The sequence below is a fragment of the Halolactibacillus alkaliphilus genome, assembly GCF_900115465.1.
GTDB classification, from domain to species: domain Bacteria; phylum Bacillota; class Bacilli; order Bacillales; family Amphibacillaceae; genus Halolactibacillus; species Halolactibacillus alkaliphilus.
Map to the genome: position 1 here is coordinate 135,466 of NZ_FOWN01000002.1, position 17,036 is coordinate 152,501.

Here is a 17,036-nt window from a genome sequence, read left to right on the forward strand (position 1 = left end):
AGGGTTTTCCGTTACGAAAAAGGAGGACGAATATGCAAACCTCTTCGATACAAAAGATGGCGATTTTATTAGAACAGTTAAATATAGATGAATCAGATCGCTCACAGTACTTTAGTGGTGCTAAACTAATCAAATTAGACGTCTACCCAAATAAAAAACAGTGGGTATTTCATTTAGAATTACCACGTGTTTTACCGATTCAGGTATTTAAACTATTAAGAATGAAATTACAAGAAACATTTCACTCTATTGCCGCTGTTGATTTCACGATTAAATCTGATGATCTATCTGTAGAAAATGAACTCATGCAGCAGTATTGGCGTGATTTTATTGAATCCTCAGACGCTTTATCACCAGCTTATCGCGATTGGGTTGAACAACAACTACCCATTGTAACTGAGCAGAAGCTCTATTTAAAAGCACGTAATGATACTGAAAGTGTTGTTTTAAGTAATCGGTTCAACACCTCTTTTAAACACTACTGCCAAAAGCATGGCTTGCCTACTTGGAAAATAGTATGTGAGACAGAAGTTAAAACAGAGGATATTCAGAAGTTTCAAGAGCAAAAAGCGTTAGAAGATAAGCTTATGGTAAAAAAAGCAATGGATGATCAACAAAAACAACAGGCAAAAGCTAAAACACAAGACCCTAATCAAGATGAAGCACTCGTGATTGGATACCCTATTAAAGAAGATGCTGTGACAATGGCCTCCATTACAGAAGAAAACCGTCGGATTATATTTGAAGGTTACGTCTTTGATGCTGAGGTAAGGGAATTAAAATCAGGTCGACACTTGCTCATTGCTAAAATCACAGATTATACTGATTCGTTTAGTGTGAAGATGTTTTCAAAAGATGAGCGTGATAAAGAGCGCTTAGCTCGTGTCAAAAAAGGGATGTGGGTTAAAGTTCGTGGAACGATACAAACAGATACCTTTAGTAATGAATTGACGATGATGATGAATGATTTAAATGAAATCAGCGTTGAAACACGAAGTGATACCTATCCTGAAGATGAAAAGCGTATTGAACTTCATGCGCATACGACAATGTCGCAAATGGATGCAGTCCTCTCACCAGCACAGTTAGTAACACAAGCAGCTAAATGGGGACATAAGGCTGTGGCAATAACCGATCATGCTGGAGCTCAAGGCTTCCCAGACGCGCACAGCAAGGCGAAACAACTGGGTCTGAAGATGTTATATGGTGTCGAGGTAAATCTAGTCGATGATGGTGTCCCAATTGCTTATAATACGCGTGATATAGTATTAGAAGATGCTTCTTACGTTGTCTTTGATGTTGAGACGACAGGTCTTTCGGCTGTCTACGATACGATTATTGAATTGGCAGCTGTTAGGGTGAAAGATGGTGAAATTATTGAACGTTTTGAACGCTTTAGTAACCCTCACCAACCACTGTCTGACACGATCATTAACTTAACGGGGATTACAGATGATATGTTAAAAGATGCACCAGAAGTCGATGAAGTGTTGCGAGAGTTTAAACAGTTTATGGGGGATGACATTTTAGTGGCACATAATGCTAGCTTTGATATGGGCTTTATTAATCAAGGGTTCATTAAAGCTGGTTTAGAAGAAGCTAAAAATCCGGTCATTGATACACTGGAACTTGGTCGCTTTATTTTGCCGCAATTAAAGAGTCATCGATTAAATGTGCTATGTAAGTATTACAACATTGAATTAACACAACACCACCGTGCTATTTATGATACAGAAGCGACCGCATATTTATTGTGGAAATTAATAAAAGAATCGGCAGAACGCGAGATTTTTAATCACAATGCGTTTAATGAACATATGGGAGAAGGCAATAGTTATCAACGTGCGAGACCTTACCATGCGATCTTGCTTGCTCAAAATCAAGTAGGTTTAAAGAACATGTTTAAACTTATTTCAATGGCACATATTAATTATTTTCATTATGTACCAAGAATCCCGCGTTCAAAATTAAATCAACTACGTGAAGGTATATTAGTGGGTTCAGCTTGTGATAAAGGTGAAGTTTTTGAAACGATGATGCAAAAATCAAAAGAGGATGCTTTAAGGGTAGCCAAATACTATGATTATATTGAAGTGCATCCACCGGAAAATTATTACCCACTAATTACAAGGGAATTGATTCAAAATGAAGCGCAATTATATGATATTTTGAGGAATTTAACGGAATTAGCTGACGAATTAGGCAAACCATGTGTGGCTACAGGTAATGTTCACCATATTGAACCGCGCGATAAAATCTATCGTCAGATTCTGATTAAATCACAAAATGCGAATCCACTTAGTAGACAAACATTGCCTGATGCCTATTTTAGAACAACAAACGAAATGGTTGAGGCATTTCGATTTTTAGGAGAGGATAAGGCTAAAGAAATTGTCATTACAAATACGCATAAAATTTGCGATATGATTGATGACATTACACCGGTGAAAACTGACTTGTATACACCAAAAATAGAAGGGGCAGATCAAGAAATTCGTGATATGAGTTACAATTTTGCTCATAACTTATACGGTGATGAATTACCTGAGCTTGTTGTTAACCGGATGGAAAAAGAGCTTAAGAGTATCATTGGCCATGGTTTTGCAGTCATCTATTTAATTTCGCATAAACTGGTGAAAAAATCGCTAGATGATGGCTATCTTGTTGGTTCGCGTGGTTCTGTTGGTTCGTCGCTTATCGCAACGTTTACTGAAATTACAGAGGTAAACCCTCTGCCGCCACATTATGTTTGTCCTAAATGTCGCCACCATGAATTTTTCACTCAAGGTGAGTATGGAAGTGGTTTTGATTTACCGGACAAAGCTTGTGCTGAGTGTGGTACACCGTATAAAAAAGATGGACAAGACATTCCTTTTGAAACATTTCTAGGCTTTAAAGGGGATAAAGTGCCTGATATTGATTTGAATTTTTCGGGCGCTTATCAACCGGTAGCGCATAACTATACAAAAGTTCTTTTTGGTGAAGATAACGTTTATCGTGCTGGGACTATTGGTACTGTTGCGGAGAAAACAGCGTATGGCTATGTTAAAGGTTATGCATCTGATAATGGGCTTTACATCAAAAATGCTGAAGTTGATCGGTTAGTGCAAGGCTGTACCGGTGTGAAAAGAACGACCGGACAACACCCTGGTGGGATTATTGTTGTCCCTGACTACATGGATATCTATGATTTTTCACCGATTCAGTTTCCAGCGGATGACCGAACGTCAGATTGGCGCACAACGCACTTTGATTTCCACTCAATCCACGATAATTTACTGAAATTAGACATTCTAGGCCACGATGATCCGACCATGATTCGCATGTTACAGGATTTATCAGGCATTGATCCACAGGAAATACCGACAGATGATGCTGAAGTTATGAAAATATTCGGTTCCCCTGATGTACTAGGGGTCACGCCTGAAGATATAATGTGTGCAACGGGGACATTAGGTGTCCCAGAGTTTGGTACAAAATTTGTGCGACAAATGCTAGAAGATACAAAACCTAGTACATTTGCTGAACTGGTAATTATTTCAGGTCTTTCTCATGGGACAGACGTATGGTTAGGCAACGCTCAGGAGCTCATTAATAAAGGTATTTGTCAATTGCCAGAAGTTATAGGATGTCGTGACGATATCATGGTGTATTTAATGCACAAGGGGCTTGATGCATCACTCGCCTTTACTATTATGGAATCCGTTCGTAAAGGTAAAGGCGTTCAAGATGAGTGGGTCGTAGAAATGAAAAAATGTGATGTCCCTGATTGGTATATTGATTCATGTCGAAAAATCAAATATATGTTTCCGAAAGCGCATGCCTCAGCCTACGTATTAATGGCTATTCGTATTGCTTATTTTAAAGTGCATCATCCTATCCTCTTTTACGCTGCGTATTTTACCGTTAGAGCGAGTGATTTTGAGCTAGAGACGATGATAAAAGGTGAAACGGCTATTCGAAATAGAATCAAGGAAATTTATCAAAAAGGGAACGATGCACAACCGAAAGAAAAAAGTTTAGTTGTTGTGTTAGAGCTTGCCCTGGAAATGAATATGCGCGGATTTCACTTTAAAAAAGTCGACTTATATCGTTCAAGTGCGACTGACTTTATTGTCGATCAAGATGGGCTTATTCCGCCGTTTAATGCCATTGATGGCTTAGGTACAAATGCGGCACTTAATATTGTTAAAGCAAGAGAAGATGGTGAATTTCTTTCAAAAGAAGATTTACGGGAAAGAAGCCGCATTTCAAAAACGGTTCTAGAATATTTAGACCAACAAGGGTGTCTAAATGGGATGGAAGAAAAAAATCAACTGTCACTCTTTTAGTTTTTTTGACTTTCCTTGTTCTCAACTTGAATTTTTTTCTTCGTTATGCTATAGTAATTGTAGATTTAGTGGTCGTGAACGAGGAGTGTCCATCACTTCTTAGTAGATTTATGGTCATGTAGCTTAATGTTGTACACGTCAATCCCTTGTCTTACGGCAAGGGATTTAACATTGTAAAAAACCGATAGAATCCAATGACGAAATATTTTAAGGAGGCGAAAAACATGAGTGTAACTGACACAGTAAAGACTTTAGTAGAACCTATTCTTGATGATTTAAATTTAGAGCTTGTTGATATTGAATATGTTAAAGAAGGTAAAAACTATTACCTGCGCATATTTATTGATAAAGATGGTGGTGTTGATATAGAAGAGTGTGGAATAGTATCGGAGCGATTAAGTGAATTACTTGACGAATCAGACCCAATTAAAGATCCTTATTATTTAGAGGTATCTTCTCCAGGAGCAGAACGTCCACTTAAAAAACGTGAAGATTTTGTAAAATTTATGAACCATCATGTTTACCTTAAGTTTTATGAACCAATCGAGGGATTTAAAGCTATTGAAGGTGACCTTGTCAATTTATCTGATGAGGATATCGTGACAATCGAATTTAAGGACAAAACACGTAAAAAAACATTAGACGTACCGTATAAGAAAATAGCAAAAGCTCGATTAGCGGTATCATTTAACTAGAGGAGGAAACAACGTGAGTAAAGAGCTATTTGATGCCTTGAATTATTTGAGTAAGGAGAAAGGCATTGATAAAGATTTATTAATGGAAGCTTTAGAAGCTGCCCTTATTTCAGCATACAAAAAGAATTTTAAATCAGCAAGCAATGTCCGCGTGGCATTACATGAAGAAACGGGCAAAATGCAAGTCTTTTCTCGTAAAGAGATTGTTGACGAAGTATTTGACCCACAAGAAGAAATTTCAATCGACCAGGCAAAAGAATTGGACCCGGCTTATGATATAGGGGATGTTGTTGAAGTTGAAGTCACCCCTCGTGATTTTGGCCGAATTGCAGCTCAAGCAGCTAAGCAAGTTGTCACTCAGCGTGTACGTGAAGCTGAACGTAGTGTTATTTTTAGTGAATACCAAGAGCGAGAAGATGACATTATGAATGGTATTATCCAACGGGTAGATCCTCGTTTTGTCTATATTGATTTAGGTAAAGTTGAAGCAAAACTAGCTGAATCTGAGCGCATGCAAACGGAAACTTACCGTGTGCATGATCGGATTAAAGTCTATGTGACAAAAGTTGAGAGTACAAATAAAGGGCCTCAAGTCTATGTTTCTAGAACGCATCCTGGTTTATTGAAGCGCTTGTTTGAAACTGAAGTACCAGAGATTTATGACGGAACAGTCGAAATTAAATCTGTCGCACGTGAAGCGGGCGATCGTTCAAAGATCTCTGTGTTCGCAGCGGATGCTGAAATCGATCCGGTTGGTTCTTGTGTTGGTCAACGCGGCCAACGTGTACAAACAGTGGTCGATGAACTTAGGGGTGAGAAAATTGACATTGTTGAATATTCAGATGACCCGGTCATTTACGTGTCCAATGCACTAAGTCCGTCTAAAGTAACCAAGGTAATTGTGGAGGAAGAAAACAAAGCAACTACAGTAATTGTGCCAGATAATCAGTTATCACTTGCGATTGGTAAACGCGGACAAAATGCGCGTTTAGCTGCTAAGCTAACAGGCTGGAAAATTGATATTAAAAGTGAATCCGATGCAAAGGCATTAGGTATTGTGTCTGACGAAGATCTTAAGATGCCAGAAGAAAAAAACGATGCACAAAACTTATTGTTTGAAGATATGGATGACTTGTTCAACTAAGGAGGAGTTTTAGCATGCCGAAAAAAAATAAAAAAACACCACTTAGAAAATGTCTTGTCTCTCAAGAGATGTTAGAAAAAGATCAACTTATTCGCATAGTTAAAACGAAGGAAGGCGAAATTTTCGTCGACCCGACTGGTAAGAAAAATGGACGAGGTTATTATGTGGCAAACGATCTGTCTGTGATTGAAACAGCTGAAAAAAATCATGTCCTTGAACGTCATTTGAAAACAAATGACCTTCAATCTATATATAATGCATTAAAGCAAGTGATTCATGGTGAGACCATTGAGTAATGAACAGAAAATCTTAAATTTAGTTGGTCTAGCAACACGTGCACGCTGTGCTGTGTTTGGTGAAGATCAAATTCTTAAAACCATTCGGAATAAAGAAGCAAAACTTGTCCTACTTGCATCGGATATTGGAGCAAATACAGGTAAAACGTTGACTGATAAGTCGATCTATTACGGTATTCCATGTCGTACATTTGTAGAGGAAGCGCAACTGTCTCAAGCAGTTGGAAAATCAAGGCGCGTAGCCGTGGCCATCACGGATGCAGGTTTTGCAAAAAAGATGCTCTCGTTGCTCGATTAGAAAATTCGGAGGTGACTGTATGGCTAAAGTAAGAGTATATGAATATGCCAAAACGCATGATTTATCAAGTAAAGATGTCGTTAATACGTTAAAGGAATTGGGTAGTGATGTCTCAAATCACATGTCAACAATGACAGATGAAGAGATTGAATTGCTTAATCAACACTACGGTGTATCAAATGTTGAAAGTGTGGAAAATACAGAAATGAATGAAGAAGTTATTGTAGAAGATGAAAATGCTGTGCTATATACAGGCACATTAAACGTGACAGAATTAGCTGAGAAATTAGGCAAATCACCGAATGAAATCATAAAAAAACTAATGTTTGCGGGTGTCATGGCAAACAAAAATCAAGATTTAGATGATGATACGATTGAGCTAATTGCTAGCGAATATGGCGTCACTATGAAAAAAGAAGAAGAAGTAGAAAAATCAGATTTGCTTCAATATATTGAAGCAGAAGATGAGAAAAAACTGAAAGAGCGCCCACCAGTTGTTACGATCATGGGACACGTTGACCACGGTAAGACAACATTACTGGATTCAATTCGTAACACACGTGTAACTGCTGGCGAAGCTGGCGGTATTACTCAACATATTGGTGCGTATCAGATTCGTACCGAAGAAGGTAAAAAAATAACATTCTTAGATACGCCTGGACACGCGGCCTTTACAAGCATGCGTTCTCGTGGAGCGCAAGTAACTGATATCGCTATTTTAGTCGTTGCAGCTGATGACGGGGTTATGCCTCAAACGGTTGAAGCTATCAACCATGCTAAAGCTGCCAATGTTCCTATTATTGTTGCTGTAAATAAGATGGATAAAGAAGCGGCAAACCCTGATCGTGTCATGCAAGAATTGACAGAATATGAACTTGTATCTGAAGACTGGGGTGGCGATACAATCTTCGTTTCTATGTCAGCGTTAAAAGGCGAAGGTATTGATGATTTACTAGAAATGATTTTACTTGTTGCTGAAGTAGAAGAATTAAAAGCAAATCCGAACCGTCGTGCAGATGGAACAGTTATTGAAGCAGAACTTGATAAAGGTCGTGGATCTGTTGCTTCTTTACTTGTTCAAAATGGTACGTTACGCGTAGGGGATCCAATTGTTGTGGGAAATACGTTTGGCCGTGTGCGAGCAATGGTTAATGATTTAGGTAAACGTATTAAAAAAGCAGGACCATCAACACCAGTTGAAATTACTGGATTGAGTCATGTTCCTCAAGCGGGAGACCGTTTTGTTGTATTTGAAGATGAGAAGACAGCACGTCAAATTGGTGAATTACGTCAACAAAAACAATTAGAAGAGCGTCGTGGTGAACAATCTAAAGTAAGCTTAGAAGATCTATTTGAGAAGATTAAACAAGGGGATATTAAGGACCTTAATATTATCTTAAAAGCAGATGTGCAAGGATCAGCTGAGGCATTAGCTGCCTCACTCATGAAGATTGATGTCGAAGGTGTTAAAATCAACATCATCCATACAGGTGCGGGTGCTATCACTGAATCAGATATTATCTTAGCTTCTGCTTCAAATGCGATTGTTATTGGTTTTAACGTAAGACCGGATAATAATGCGAAAAAAGCGGCAGAAACTGAAAATGTTGATGTTCGCCTACACCGTATTATTTATAAAGCAATTGAAGAAATTGAACAAGCAATGCAAGGAATGCTTGACCCAGAATTCGAAGAAAAAGTTATTGGTCAAGCAGAAGTACGTGAAACGTTTAAAGTGTCTAAAATCGGTACCATTGCAGGAAGTTATGTTATCGAAGGTAAGATCACACGTGATGCAGGTGTGCGTGTTATTCGTGACGGCGTCGTTATTTTTGAAGGTGAACTTGATACACTTAAGCGATTTAAAGATGATGTAAAAGAAGTTGCAACGAACTATGAATGTGGTATCACGTTGAAAAACTTCCATGACATTAAAGAAGGCGACGTCTTCGAATGCTTCGTTATGGAAGAAATTAAGCGCGGATGATTCTCTACTATGAAGTGGATTGTATAATTTATGATTCGCATTCATTAAAAGAGAAACGTCATGTGTTAAAAAGTGTCGTACACCGCTTGCGGGAATTAAATATGAGTGTAAGTGAATTAGCAGAACAAGACTTATGGCAGCGAACTGTCTTAGGTCTTGTTACTATCTCCAATGCACGGGTTCAATGTGAACGGGTCATGGACCAAGCGATTGCTTTAATTGATCGTGATCCGCGAATTGAATGTTTAAATATTACCCGTGAGTGGTATGACTAATAGAGATAGAATTCTAAAAAGTTAGAGGTGACTTCAGATGAGTCAACTGAGAGCAAATCGTGTAGCAGAACAAATGAAAAAAGAGTTAGGCGATATTCTTAATCGTAAAATTAAAGACCCCCGTGTTGGCTTTGTCACGATTACAGATGTTGAGGTAACGGGTGACTTGCAACAAGCAACGATCTACTTAACGATCTTGGGTAGTGAAGATGAAAAAGAGGCCACACTAGTTGGACTCACAAAGGCCAAAGGGTTTATCCGCTCAGAAATTGGCCACCGGATCCGTTTAAGAAAGACACCTGAGTTATTCTTTGAAATTGATCATACGATTGAAACAGGGAATCGAATTGAAAAATTAATTCGAGACTTACATGATTCGAACGATTAAGATAGCGAAAGTTAAAACCCTTGTGCTACAATAGACAAGGGTTTTAACTTGTTTAATGCTCGTTAAGGAGTTGTTTATAGTGACACATGGTATTGTAAATTTAGATAAACCAGTGGGCATGACGTCTCATGATTGCGTGATGAAGATGCGCCGGATATTCCAAACGAAAAAGGTTGGACATACGGGTACATTAGATCCAGACGTTCGTGGTGTTTTGCCGATTTGTATTGGAGAAGCAACAAAAATTGTGCCATATTTAACAGATACATTGAAAACGTATCGTGCAGAAGTGACATTAGGTTTTTCCACAACGACTGAAGATCAAACGGGTGAGAAAGTTGATGTAAAAGAAGTCGAAGAGACCTTTCCGACATCCGTCATAACAGATATATTAACCCATTTTAAGGGGGCAAGCACACAAATAACCCCGTTATATTCTGCTGTAAAAGTTAATGGGAAAAAACTCTATGAATACGCACGAGCTAATATACCTGTAGAAAGACCTAAGCGTTCGATAGAAGTTAAACAAATAGCCTTACTACCGGACTCTATTATTTTTGAAAATGGTCTTTGTCGCTTTAAATTCGAAGCAACAGTGTCTAAAGGTACATACATACGTACACTTTGTGTGGATATCGGCAAGGCAATGGGTTATCCAGCCCACATGTCTCATTTAATAAGAACACAGGTAGCAGATTTTAAACTTGATGAGGCGACCACTTTTGACAATCTTGAGGTATTAAAAGAAGCCAATCAATTAGATCGCGTACTCTATCCTTTACAAAGAGGCGTGAGTCATTTGCCAGTATATTATGTGAGTGATAAACTAAAAGAGCGCGTCAATTATGGTCAAAAGTTACAGCGTCCAGCAGAATTTTTGGCGAATAGACCATACCGTATGGAACATGAAGGGCGTTTGCTTGCGATTTATCAAACACATCCAGATGATGAGTCAATCATTAAACCGCTTCGTGGTTTTAATTTGTAGAGGAGAATTGTTATGGAAGTTATTCAGTTAACAACGGAAACCAATATAACGTCCGGTACTCCGTCAGTACTTGCGATAGGCTTTTTCGACGGTGTGCACTTAGGACATAAACAAGTCATCAAAGAAGCTAAAGCGATTGCTCATGAGAAAAAACTAGCACTTGCTGTGATGACATTTACTCCGCACCCTAAAGAGGTATTGATGAAAAAACCAGGAGTGGTTCAGTATTTAACGACAATGGATCAAAAAATTGCGATTTTTGACGCTTTAGGCGTGGACTATTTATATGTCGTTGAGTTCACACGTGATTTAGCTAAGTTAAAACCAAAAGCTTTTATTGATCACTTTATTATCTCCCTTAATGTAAAACACTTAGTGAGTGGCTTTGACTTTAGCTATGGGCATAAAGGTAAAGGGAATGTGCATACACTTGTTGATGATGCAGAAGGACACTTTTCCGTTACGATAGTAGAAAAATTCACCGATGAAACAGAAAAGGTATCATCGACAAGGATTCGTGAACTACTTAAAGAAGGGCAAGTAGATGTCGCTCAAAGGCTATTAACACGACCACTTAAAACAAAAGGGACAGTAGTGCACGGTCATAAGCGCGGGCGAACGATTGGTTACCCGACAGCTAATTTAGCAGTGCATGAATCACAAGCTTTACCTAAAACAGGTGTTTACTATGTGACGACGTGGATTGATGGTCAATTCGCACATGGGATGGCGAATCTAGGTTATAATCCAACCTTTGAAGATGCAGGTGGTTCAGTTAAGTTAGAGGTGCATTTTTTAGATTACCATGGTGACTTGTACGGGAAAGTGTTAGAGATTGAATGGCAACAATATATTAGAGAAGAATTAAAATTTAATGGTATTGATGCCCTCGTTACTCAAATTGAAGAAGATGAACGAGTCATTCGACAATTATTTTAAAAACTTTAAGCTCAAGCCTTGCATTTTTCTCTAAAAAGGGTTAATCTAATAGACGGAAACCATCTACTTGGCAAAACGATAACTCCAACGTTTGCGAGGGGATCGGTGTTTTAAATAAGAAATCATAGGAGGTGAACAGGATGGCAATCACACAAGAACGTAAAAATGAACTAATTAATGAGTTCAAAACACACGAAAACGATACGGGATCTCCAGAGGTTCAAATCGCTGTCCTAACTGCAGAAATCAATAGCTTAAACGATCACTTACGTACGCACAAAAAGGATCACCACTCACGTCGTGGACTATTGAAAATGGTTGGGAAACGTCGTAACTTATTAACTTATCTACGTAACAAAGATGTTACACGTTACCGTCAACTAATTGAAAAATTAGGCTTACGTCGATAAATGAAAAAAGCGGGAATTATTCCCGCTTTTTCTATAGGTATAAAAATCACCATCACATGCCATTTTAAGCTACATAGATGACAATCCTTGCGCTCGATTCTGATCAAAGCCTATACCTTAATGTAGGTTTTGATCAGGATGGAGCAAGATGAAAACCAGATGCAATAGGCTTGTCGAGTGTGAACCCGGTTATGTGATGGCAGTTTATAAAAGAGAGGGTTTTTACATGTCAAACAAACAAATATTCAAAACTGAAATTGCAGGCAAACCATTTATTGTCGAAGTAGGAGAACTAGCTAAACAAGCAAATGGCGCTTGTATGGTACACTATGGTGATACATCCGTCTTAGCAACAGCTACTGGTTCAAGTGAACCAAAAGACTTACCGTTCTTCCCGCTAACAGTGAACTACGAAGAACGTTTATATGCAGTAGGGAAAATACCAGGTGGCTTTATTAAGCGTGAAGGCCGTCCAAGTGAACGTGCGATTTTAACGTCACGTTTAATCGATCGTCCGATTCGTCCACTGTTTCCAGATGGGTACCGTAATGATGTTCAAGTCATCAGCATGGTAATGAGTGTCGACCAAGATGCACCGTCTGATATTGCGGCAATGATTGGTTCATCTGTTGCTTTAGGTGTTTCAGATATCCCATTTGACGGACCAATTGCTGGTGTTATTGTGGGGCGTGTAAATGGTGAGTTTGTTATTAACCCAACAGTAGAACAACGTGAACAAAGTGACATTGATTTAACAGTTGCCGGAACAAAAGATGCCATCAATATGGTAGAAGCAGGTGCTGATGAGGTAGCTGAGGATGTCATGTTAGAAGCAATTATGTTTGGTCACGAAGAAATCAAACGACTTGTTGCATTCCAAGAAGATATTTACGCAGCAATGGGTAAAGAAAAAATGGCTGTTAAATTGTTCAATTTGGATGAAGAATTACTTGCTGAATTAAATGAATCTGCTCGTCCAAAAATGAATCAAGCGATTCAAGTCATGGAAAAGCATGCGCGTGAAGAAGCGATTCAAAAAGTAAAAGCTGAAATCATTGAAAACTATGAAGCAAATGGTGCAGACGAAGATACAATTAAAAAAGTAAAAGATATCTTAGATAAGATGGTTAAAGATGAAGTGCGTCGTCTTATTACACAAGAGAAGATTAGACCGGATGGACGTCGTCCAGATGAAATTAGACCATTGACATCACGCGTAGATATTCTTCCGCGTACGCACGGTTCAGGACTATTTACACGTGGTCAAACGCAAGCACTTAGTGTCTGTACACTAGGGGCTTTAGGAGACGTACAAATTCTTGATGGATTAGATTTGGAAGAGTCAAAACGTTTTATGCACCACTATAATTTCCCATCATTTAGTGTTGGTGAAACGGGCCCTATCCGTGGACCAGGTCGTCGTGAAATTGGACACGGTGCCTTAGGTGAACGTGCATTAGAAAAAGTTATTCCTGGAGAAGAAGATTTCCCATATACTATTCGTTTAGTATCAGAAGTACTTGAATCCAACGGTTCAACGTCGCAAGCATCAATTTGTGCATCAACGTTAGCGATGATGGATGCAGGTGTTCCAATTAAAGCTCCAGTTGCGGGTATTGCTATGGGCCTTGTTAAACAAGGAGATGATTATACCGTATTAAGTGACATTCAAGGTATGGAAGATTTCCTTGGTGATATGGACTTTAAAGTTGCGGGTACTGAAAAAGGCGTAACTGCTCTTCAAATGGATATTAAGATTGATGGTTTAAGCCGTGATATTTTAGAGGAAGCGTTAGAACAAGCTAAAATAGGCCGGATGCATATCCTTTCTCACATGCTGGAAGTAATTAATGCACCGAAAACCGAATTGTCTGAGTATGCACCGAAGATTATTACAATGCATATTAAACCAGAAAAAATTCGCGATGTGATTGGACCAAGTGGTAAACAAATCAATCAAATTATCGATGAAACTGGCGTGAAGATAGATATCGAGCAAGATGGTAAAGTCTTTATCGCATCAACAGATCAAGCGATGAACGAAAAAGCGAAGAAATTAATCGAAGATATCGTACGCGAAGTTCAAGTTGGAGAAATGTATTTAGCAACAGTGAAGCGCGTTGAAAAATTCGGTGCATTTGCTGAACTATTTAAAGGTAAAGAAGGGCTTATTCATATTTCTGAGCTTCAAATCGAACGTACCAACCAAGTGGAAGATGTCGTAAAAGAAGGCGATCAGATTATGGTGAAGGTAAAAGAAATTGATCGTCAAGGTCGCGTAAACTTATCACGCAAAGCCGTTCTATTAGAAGAGAAAGAAAAAAACAATAAGCAGTAACTAAATTTATTTGATTCTTTGTCAACGGGTGTTGGTAAGATTTTCAATAATTTCAATCGTATATTTCACATGTTTCAGCTCTTTTTATGCAGCTGAAACATGTGTTTTATTTTTTGCTTTTTTCTGCCTCTATACTAAATGTGTTGGTACCCTTTGATCTGACATGACCTTGGCCTATATCAAAAAAAATACACTTATACATCCTCATTTGTTAAACTATAATCGACGAAAAAAATAGAGAAAAGATTCATGCGTATTTCAACCAAACAATCGAGTCTGTTGGTGGTCTTCATAAGCCATTAACATTACACATAAAGAAGCGCCGATATAAGTGTAAGTCATGTCAGGCAACATTTATGGAAAAATTGAGTTTTATTAAACGTTATCAGAGATGTTTAAGTGTCTTGCCGCAAACGGCACTGATAGCGGCTGGAAAGGCGTCGTTTGCCCATGCTTCTATGCAGTATAATATATCGTCACAGCGTTTGATAAGACAATTTGATCGTATGACAATCAAAACACCCAAGGTGTTACCAGAAGTATTAGCTATTGATGAATTTAAAGGGGACGCTGGTGGTGAGAAATTTCAGACGGTGATTGTTGATGCCGATAATCGCAAGGTTATTGATGTTTTGCCTGATCGAAAGAAGGAGACCATTATCTCCTATTTACGATCCTGCGATACAGGATAAGTTAGAGCCGTCGTTGCGGCCTAATCCAAGCTTCTTACATTCCTGAACTGGATGTGATGAAATTACGATTAATGACACGGCGTAGACAAGGCTACATGCAAAAACGTACACAAGCTAAAAATGAGTTGCACAATATACTTCAGCGGTCCAACATTAAGTTAACCAGCTACTTGTCTGATATCTTTTCGAAAACCGGACAAGCCTTAATCCAATTATTCATCGATGGTGAAATATTGAGTATTGACCGCGTTGAAGCATGTAGGCACAAACAAGTAAAAGCATCTGCCGAAGATTTATTGACAGCGATGGATGGTGAATTAAGTGGCGTCAATCGCCGATTATTAGAGGATTCACTTGAAGAATACCGCTTTTATTCGCGCAAAATAAAACAAATGGAAGATGATATTGAGTATTATATTCTAGATCACTTCCCCGAAGAATACGGACTACTCATAGAAATTCCCGGTGTTAAAAAACAGAGTGCCGCTGTTATCTTAGGAGAAATTGGCCCACATGTAGAGGCCTTTAAAACAGTAGGTCACTTAGCTTCATGGGCTGGGGTTTCTCCAGGGTCCAATGAAAGTGCAGGGAAGAAAAAAGCTTGCACATCACCCAAGGTAACAAATACCTGAAAACTGTGCCATTTTCAAGTGGCAGTTTGGCGGGTCGATCAAAAGACCCCGCTTTTAGTTCATTGTATTATCGCATCTGTGCGCGAAGTTCAAAGATGAAAGCTGTTGTAGCTTGTAGGCACAAACTGCTAAGAATCATTTATAAAGTGTTAGCCGACGGTGTTCATTATGACAGAGAAAAAGCCCTTCGATTGCGGCAACAATCGAAGGACTTAATCTCAATTTTAAAAATTCCGTATGTTTATTATAACATAGTTAGTGCTTTTTTTGCATTTTTTACAAGCTGCCTTTGTATTTTCTTTCAAATAAAAGCTAGAAAATTCGCCATATGAAAGCTTTAATAGGGTCGCTCGTACTTTCGAACGGTGGCGCCTAGAGATTCTCAATTCGTTTAGCCATCTTTATAATAATGGCGTAACTGAAGGAATCAACAATATGATTAAAGTGATTAAACGTCATTCCTTCGGAATCAAAGACTTTCAAAGATTTCGCAAGAAAATCTTATGGTACCAAGAGGTCAAAGAGATGACAGAGACACTCTAGCCATTGCGAAGCAACGTGTCCTTTACTTCAAGACTTCTTCTTAGTGAGAGTAAGTTGGGTTCGGGGGCCCGACTTAATCGAACTTAGAAGAAAACGACCATGATAAGCTTAGGCGCGGATGGTGCCTTAAAGGCATTAAAATAACCATCCGACACAAGAAAACTCATCATGGTCGTTATTGAAGTCAAGGATGGCGGATACAACCTCGACTATTATTGATCAAATGAGTGGTATTTTAGGTACCATCACATTTGACAGAGAACCTGATTTCATTAAGGTTAGTGAAGGGGCCTTTTTTGTTGTGACATATAAGTGCTACACACGCTTATTTTACTACGTGCCATTCAGACACAAATGAATCTGAAAGATAAGAAAAAGTACGGGAAGCCTATTGGATGGTCGCTTGAGGACCATGGTGACTACTATATCGTCAAATGCTTCATTGATGTACCGGCTTCACCTTATCTAAATACCTCAACATCAACGGGTGTGGTTGGTGTTGATTTGAATGTGAATCATATCGCTGTCGCTAATGTCAACGCCATAGGTCAATGTGTGGATGCCTTTACCCTCCCGTTTAATTTAGAGGGTAAAACGAGTGGACAGAAGGCGAAAATAATAGAAGCAGAGGGCATTGCCCGACGGGCAATGGGCTTTAAAGAAAAACTCCCACCGATGTTGTATTCGCTTGTTCCAGAGCAGAAACAAGGTCTACATCATTGGGCCGGGTGGGCGTATATGATGCTTATCCTGTCTTTCGTCAGAATCCATGTGTTCTACCAGACAGAACGATTTGACCAAAGCAAGTTGTGTTCCTGGAACACACTATTTCCTCAAGAGGCTTTAACAGATCTTGAGAAAATAGGTTTGCGGCGGTTGGAAAGTAGAAAAACCTATGCTTAGTTGAACGAGCATGGGTCCCCTTTAGAGTGTCCTTACGGAATCCCCTTCCTCAAACATTCGTGAGAACGTTAGGTGGGGGTAGTTTAACGAACTTAGGCAAGAAGTCTCCCTCCTCAAGCTCCGTCAGGAGCTAGGTGGGAGATGAATTGCCAATTGTTGTTATGATTTTTCACTGTC

At 38.9% G+C, this 17,036-nt stretch carries 15 protein-coding genes and 1 pseudogene; all 16 read left to right on the top strand.

Annotation, left to right across the window (positions count from 1 at the left end; translation table 11 throughout):
- Positions 1 to 32: 32 nt before the first annotated feature.
- The 16 genes and pseudogenes from BM163_RS01855 (at position 33) to BM163_RS01935 (ending at position 16,859) form a co-directional block, all read left to right on the top strand.
- On the top strand, positions 33 to 4,331 hold the full coding sequence (locus tag BM163_RS01855) for a PolC-type DNA polymerase III (RefSeq protein WP_089799639.1): 4,299 nt from the start codon (positions 33 to 35) through the stop codon (positions 4,329 to 4,331).
- A 224-nt stretch (positions 4,332 to 4,555) separates the two neighbouring features.
- Positions 4,556 to 5,026: a ribosome maturation factor RimP gene (gene rimP / locus BM163_RS01860; RefSeq protein ID WP_089799641.1), complete on the top strand. Its 471-nt coding sequence runs from the start codon at positions 4,556 to 4,558 to the stop codon at positions 5,024 to 5,026.
- A 13-nt stretch (positions 5,027 to 5,039) separates the two neighbouring features.
- Positions 5,040 to 6,170, top strand: coding sequence for a transcription termination factor NusA (gene nusA / locus BM163_RS01865; protein ID WP_089799643.1), 1,131 nt, complete (start codon positions 5,040 to 5,042; stop codon positions 6,168 to 6,170).
- Positions 6,171 to 6,184: 14 nt separating this feature from the next.
- Positions 6,185 to 6,466: an RNase P modulator RnpM gene (gene rnpM / locus BM163_RS01870; protein WP_089799645.1), complete on the top strand. Its 282-nt coding sequence runs from the start codon at positions 6,185 to 6,187 to the stop codon at positions 6,464 to 6,466.
- Positions 6,450 to 6,764: a L7Ae/L30e/S12e/Gadd45 family ribosomal protein gene (locus BM163_RS01875; RefSeq protein WP_371859472.1), complete on the top strand. Its 315-nt coding sequence runs from the start codon at positions 6,450 to 6,452 to the stop codon at positions 6,762 to 6,764. The genes rnpM and BM163_RS01875 overlap by 17 nt, the downstream gene beginning before the upstream one ends.
- Before the next feature lie 19 nt (positions 6,765 to 6,783).
- On the top strand, positions 6,784 to 8,751 hold the full coding sequence (gene infB / locus BM163_RS01880) for a translation initiation factor IF-2 (RefSeq protein WP_089799649.1): 1,968 nt from the start codon (positions 6,784 to 6,786) through the stop codon (positions 8,749 to 8,751).
- Positions 8,748 to 9,026, top strand: coding sequence for a DUF503 domain-containing protein (locus BM163_RS01885; RefSeq protein WP_089799650.1), 279 nt, complete (start codon positions 8,748 to 8,750; stop codon positions 9,024 to 9,026). The genes infB and BM163_RS01885 overlap by 4 nt, the downstream gene beginning before the upstream one ends.
- Positions 9,027 to 9,063: 37 nt before the next feature.
- Positions 9,064 to 9,414, top strand: a complete 351-nt coding sequence (rbfA, locus tag BM163_RS01890) for a 30S ribosome-binding factor RbfA (RefSeq protein ID WP_089799652.1) — start codon at positions 9,064 to 9,066, stop codon at positions 9,412 to 9,414.
- Between the two features lie 79 nt (positions 9,415 to 9,493).
- Positions 9,494 to 10,402: a tRNA pseudouridine(55) synthase TruB gene (gene truB, locus BM163_RS01895; RefSeq protein WP_089799654.1), complete on the top strand. Its 909-nt coding sequence runs from the start codon at positions 9,494 to 9,496 to the stop codon at positions 10,400 to 10,402.
- A 12-nt stretch (positions 10,403 to 10,414) separates the two neighbouring features.
- On the top strand, positions 10,415 to 11,341 hold the full coding sequence (locus BM163_RS01900) for a bifunctional riboflavin kinase/FAD synthetase (RefSeq protein WP_089799656.1): 927 nt from the start codon (positions 10,415 to 10,417) through the stop codon (positions 11,339 to 11,341).
- Positions 11,342 to 11,481: 140 nt separating this feature from the next.
- Entirely contained in the window at positions 11,482 to 11,751 is a 270-nt protein-coding gene (rpsO, locus tag BM163_RS01905) for a 30S ribosomal protein S15 (RefSeq protein WP_062319991.1), read from the top strand.
- Between the two features lie 226 nt (positions 11,752 to 11,977).
- On the top strand, positions 11,978 to 14,089 hold the full coding sequence (locus tag BM163_RS01910; protein WP_089799659.1) for a polyribonucleotide nucleotidyltransferase: 2,112 nt from the start codon (positions 11,978 to 11,980) through the stop codon (positions 14,087 to 14,089).
- Between the two features lie 356 nt (positions 14,090 to 14,445).
- Positions 14,446 to 14,781 (top strand): transposase, encoded by a 336-nt coding sequence (locus BM163_RS01915; protein WP_089799661.1) that lies wholly within the window; start codon positions 14,446 to 14,448, stop codon positions 14,779 to 14,781.
- A gap of 56 nt (positions 14,782 to 14,837) precedes the next feature.
- Positions 14,838 to 15,413, top strand: coding sequence for a transposase (locus tag BM163_RS01920; RefSeq protein ID WP_089799663.1), 576 nt, complete (start codon positions 14,838 to 14,840; stop codon positions 15,411 to 15,413).
- A gap of 327 nt (positions 15,414 to 15,740) precedes the next feature.
- Positions 15,741 to 15,956 (top strand): annotated as a pseudogene (locus BM163_RS13590) (transposase); the annotation flags it as partial.
- A gap of 312 nt (positions 15,957 to 16,268) precedes the next feature.
- Positions 16,269 to 16,859, top strand: coding sequence for a hypothetical protein (locus tag BM163_RS01935; protein WP_089799669.1), 591 nt, complete (start codon positions 16,269 to 16,271; stop codon positions 16,857 to 16,859).
- Positions 16,860 to 17,036: the final 177 nt, after the last annotated feature.

Coding starts and splice junctions, on each gene's coding strand:
- BM163_RS01900 (WP_089799656.1), top strand. CDS start 10,415: ATGGAAGTTATTCAGTTAACAACGGAAACCAATATAACGTCCGGTACT.
- rbfA (WP_089799652.1), top strand. CDS start 9,064: ATGAGTCAACTGAGAGCAAATCGTGTAGCAGAACAAATGAAAAAAGAG.
- BM163_RS01920 (WP_089799663.1), top strand. CDS start 14,838: ATGAAATTACGATTAATGACACGGCGTAGACAAGGCTACATGCAAAAA.
- rimP (WP_089799641.1), top strand. CDS start 4,556: ATGAGTGTAACTGACACAGTAAAGACTTTAGTAGAACCTATTCTTGAT.
- BM163_RS01915 (WP_089799661.1), top strand. CDS start 14,446: ATGGAAAAATTGAGTTTTATTAAACGTTATCAGAGATGTTTAAGTGTC.
- BM163_RS01855 (WP_089799639.1), top strand. CDS start 33: ATGCAAACCTCTTCGATACAAAAGATGGCGATTTTATTAGAACAGTTA.
- infB (WP_089799649.1), top strand. CDS start 6,784: ATGGCTAAAGTAAGAGTATATGAATATGCCAAAACGCATGATTTATCA.
- BM163_RS01910 (WP_089799659.1), top strand. CDS start 11,978: ATGTCAAACAAACAAATATTCAAAACTGAAATTGCAGGCAAACCATTT.
- rnpM (WP_089799645.1), top strand. CDS start 6,185: ATGCCGAAAAAAAATAAAAAAACACCACTTAGAAAATGTCTTGTCTCT.
- BM163_RS01885 (WP_089799650.1), top strand. CDS start 8,748: ATGATTCTCTACTATGAAGTGGATTGTATAATTTATGATTCGCATTCA.
- rpsO (WP_062319991.1), top strand. CDS start 11,482: ATGGCAATCACACAAGAACGTAAAAATGAACTAATTAATGAGTTCAAA.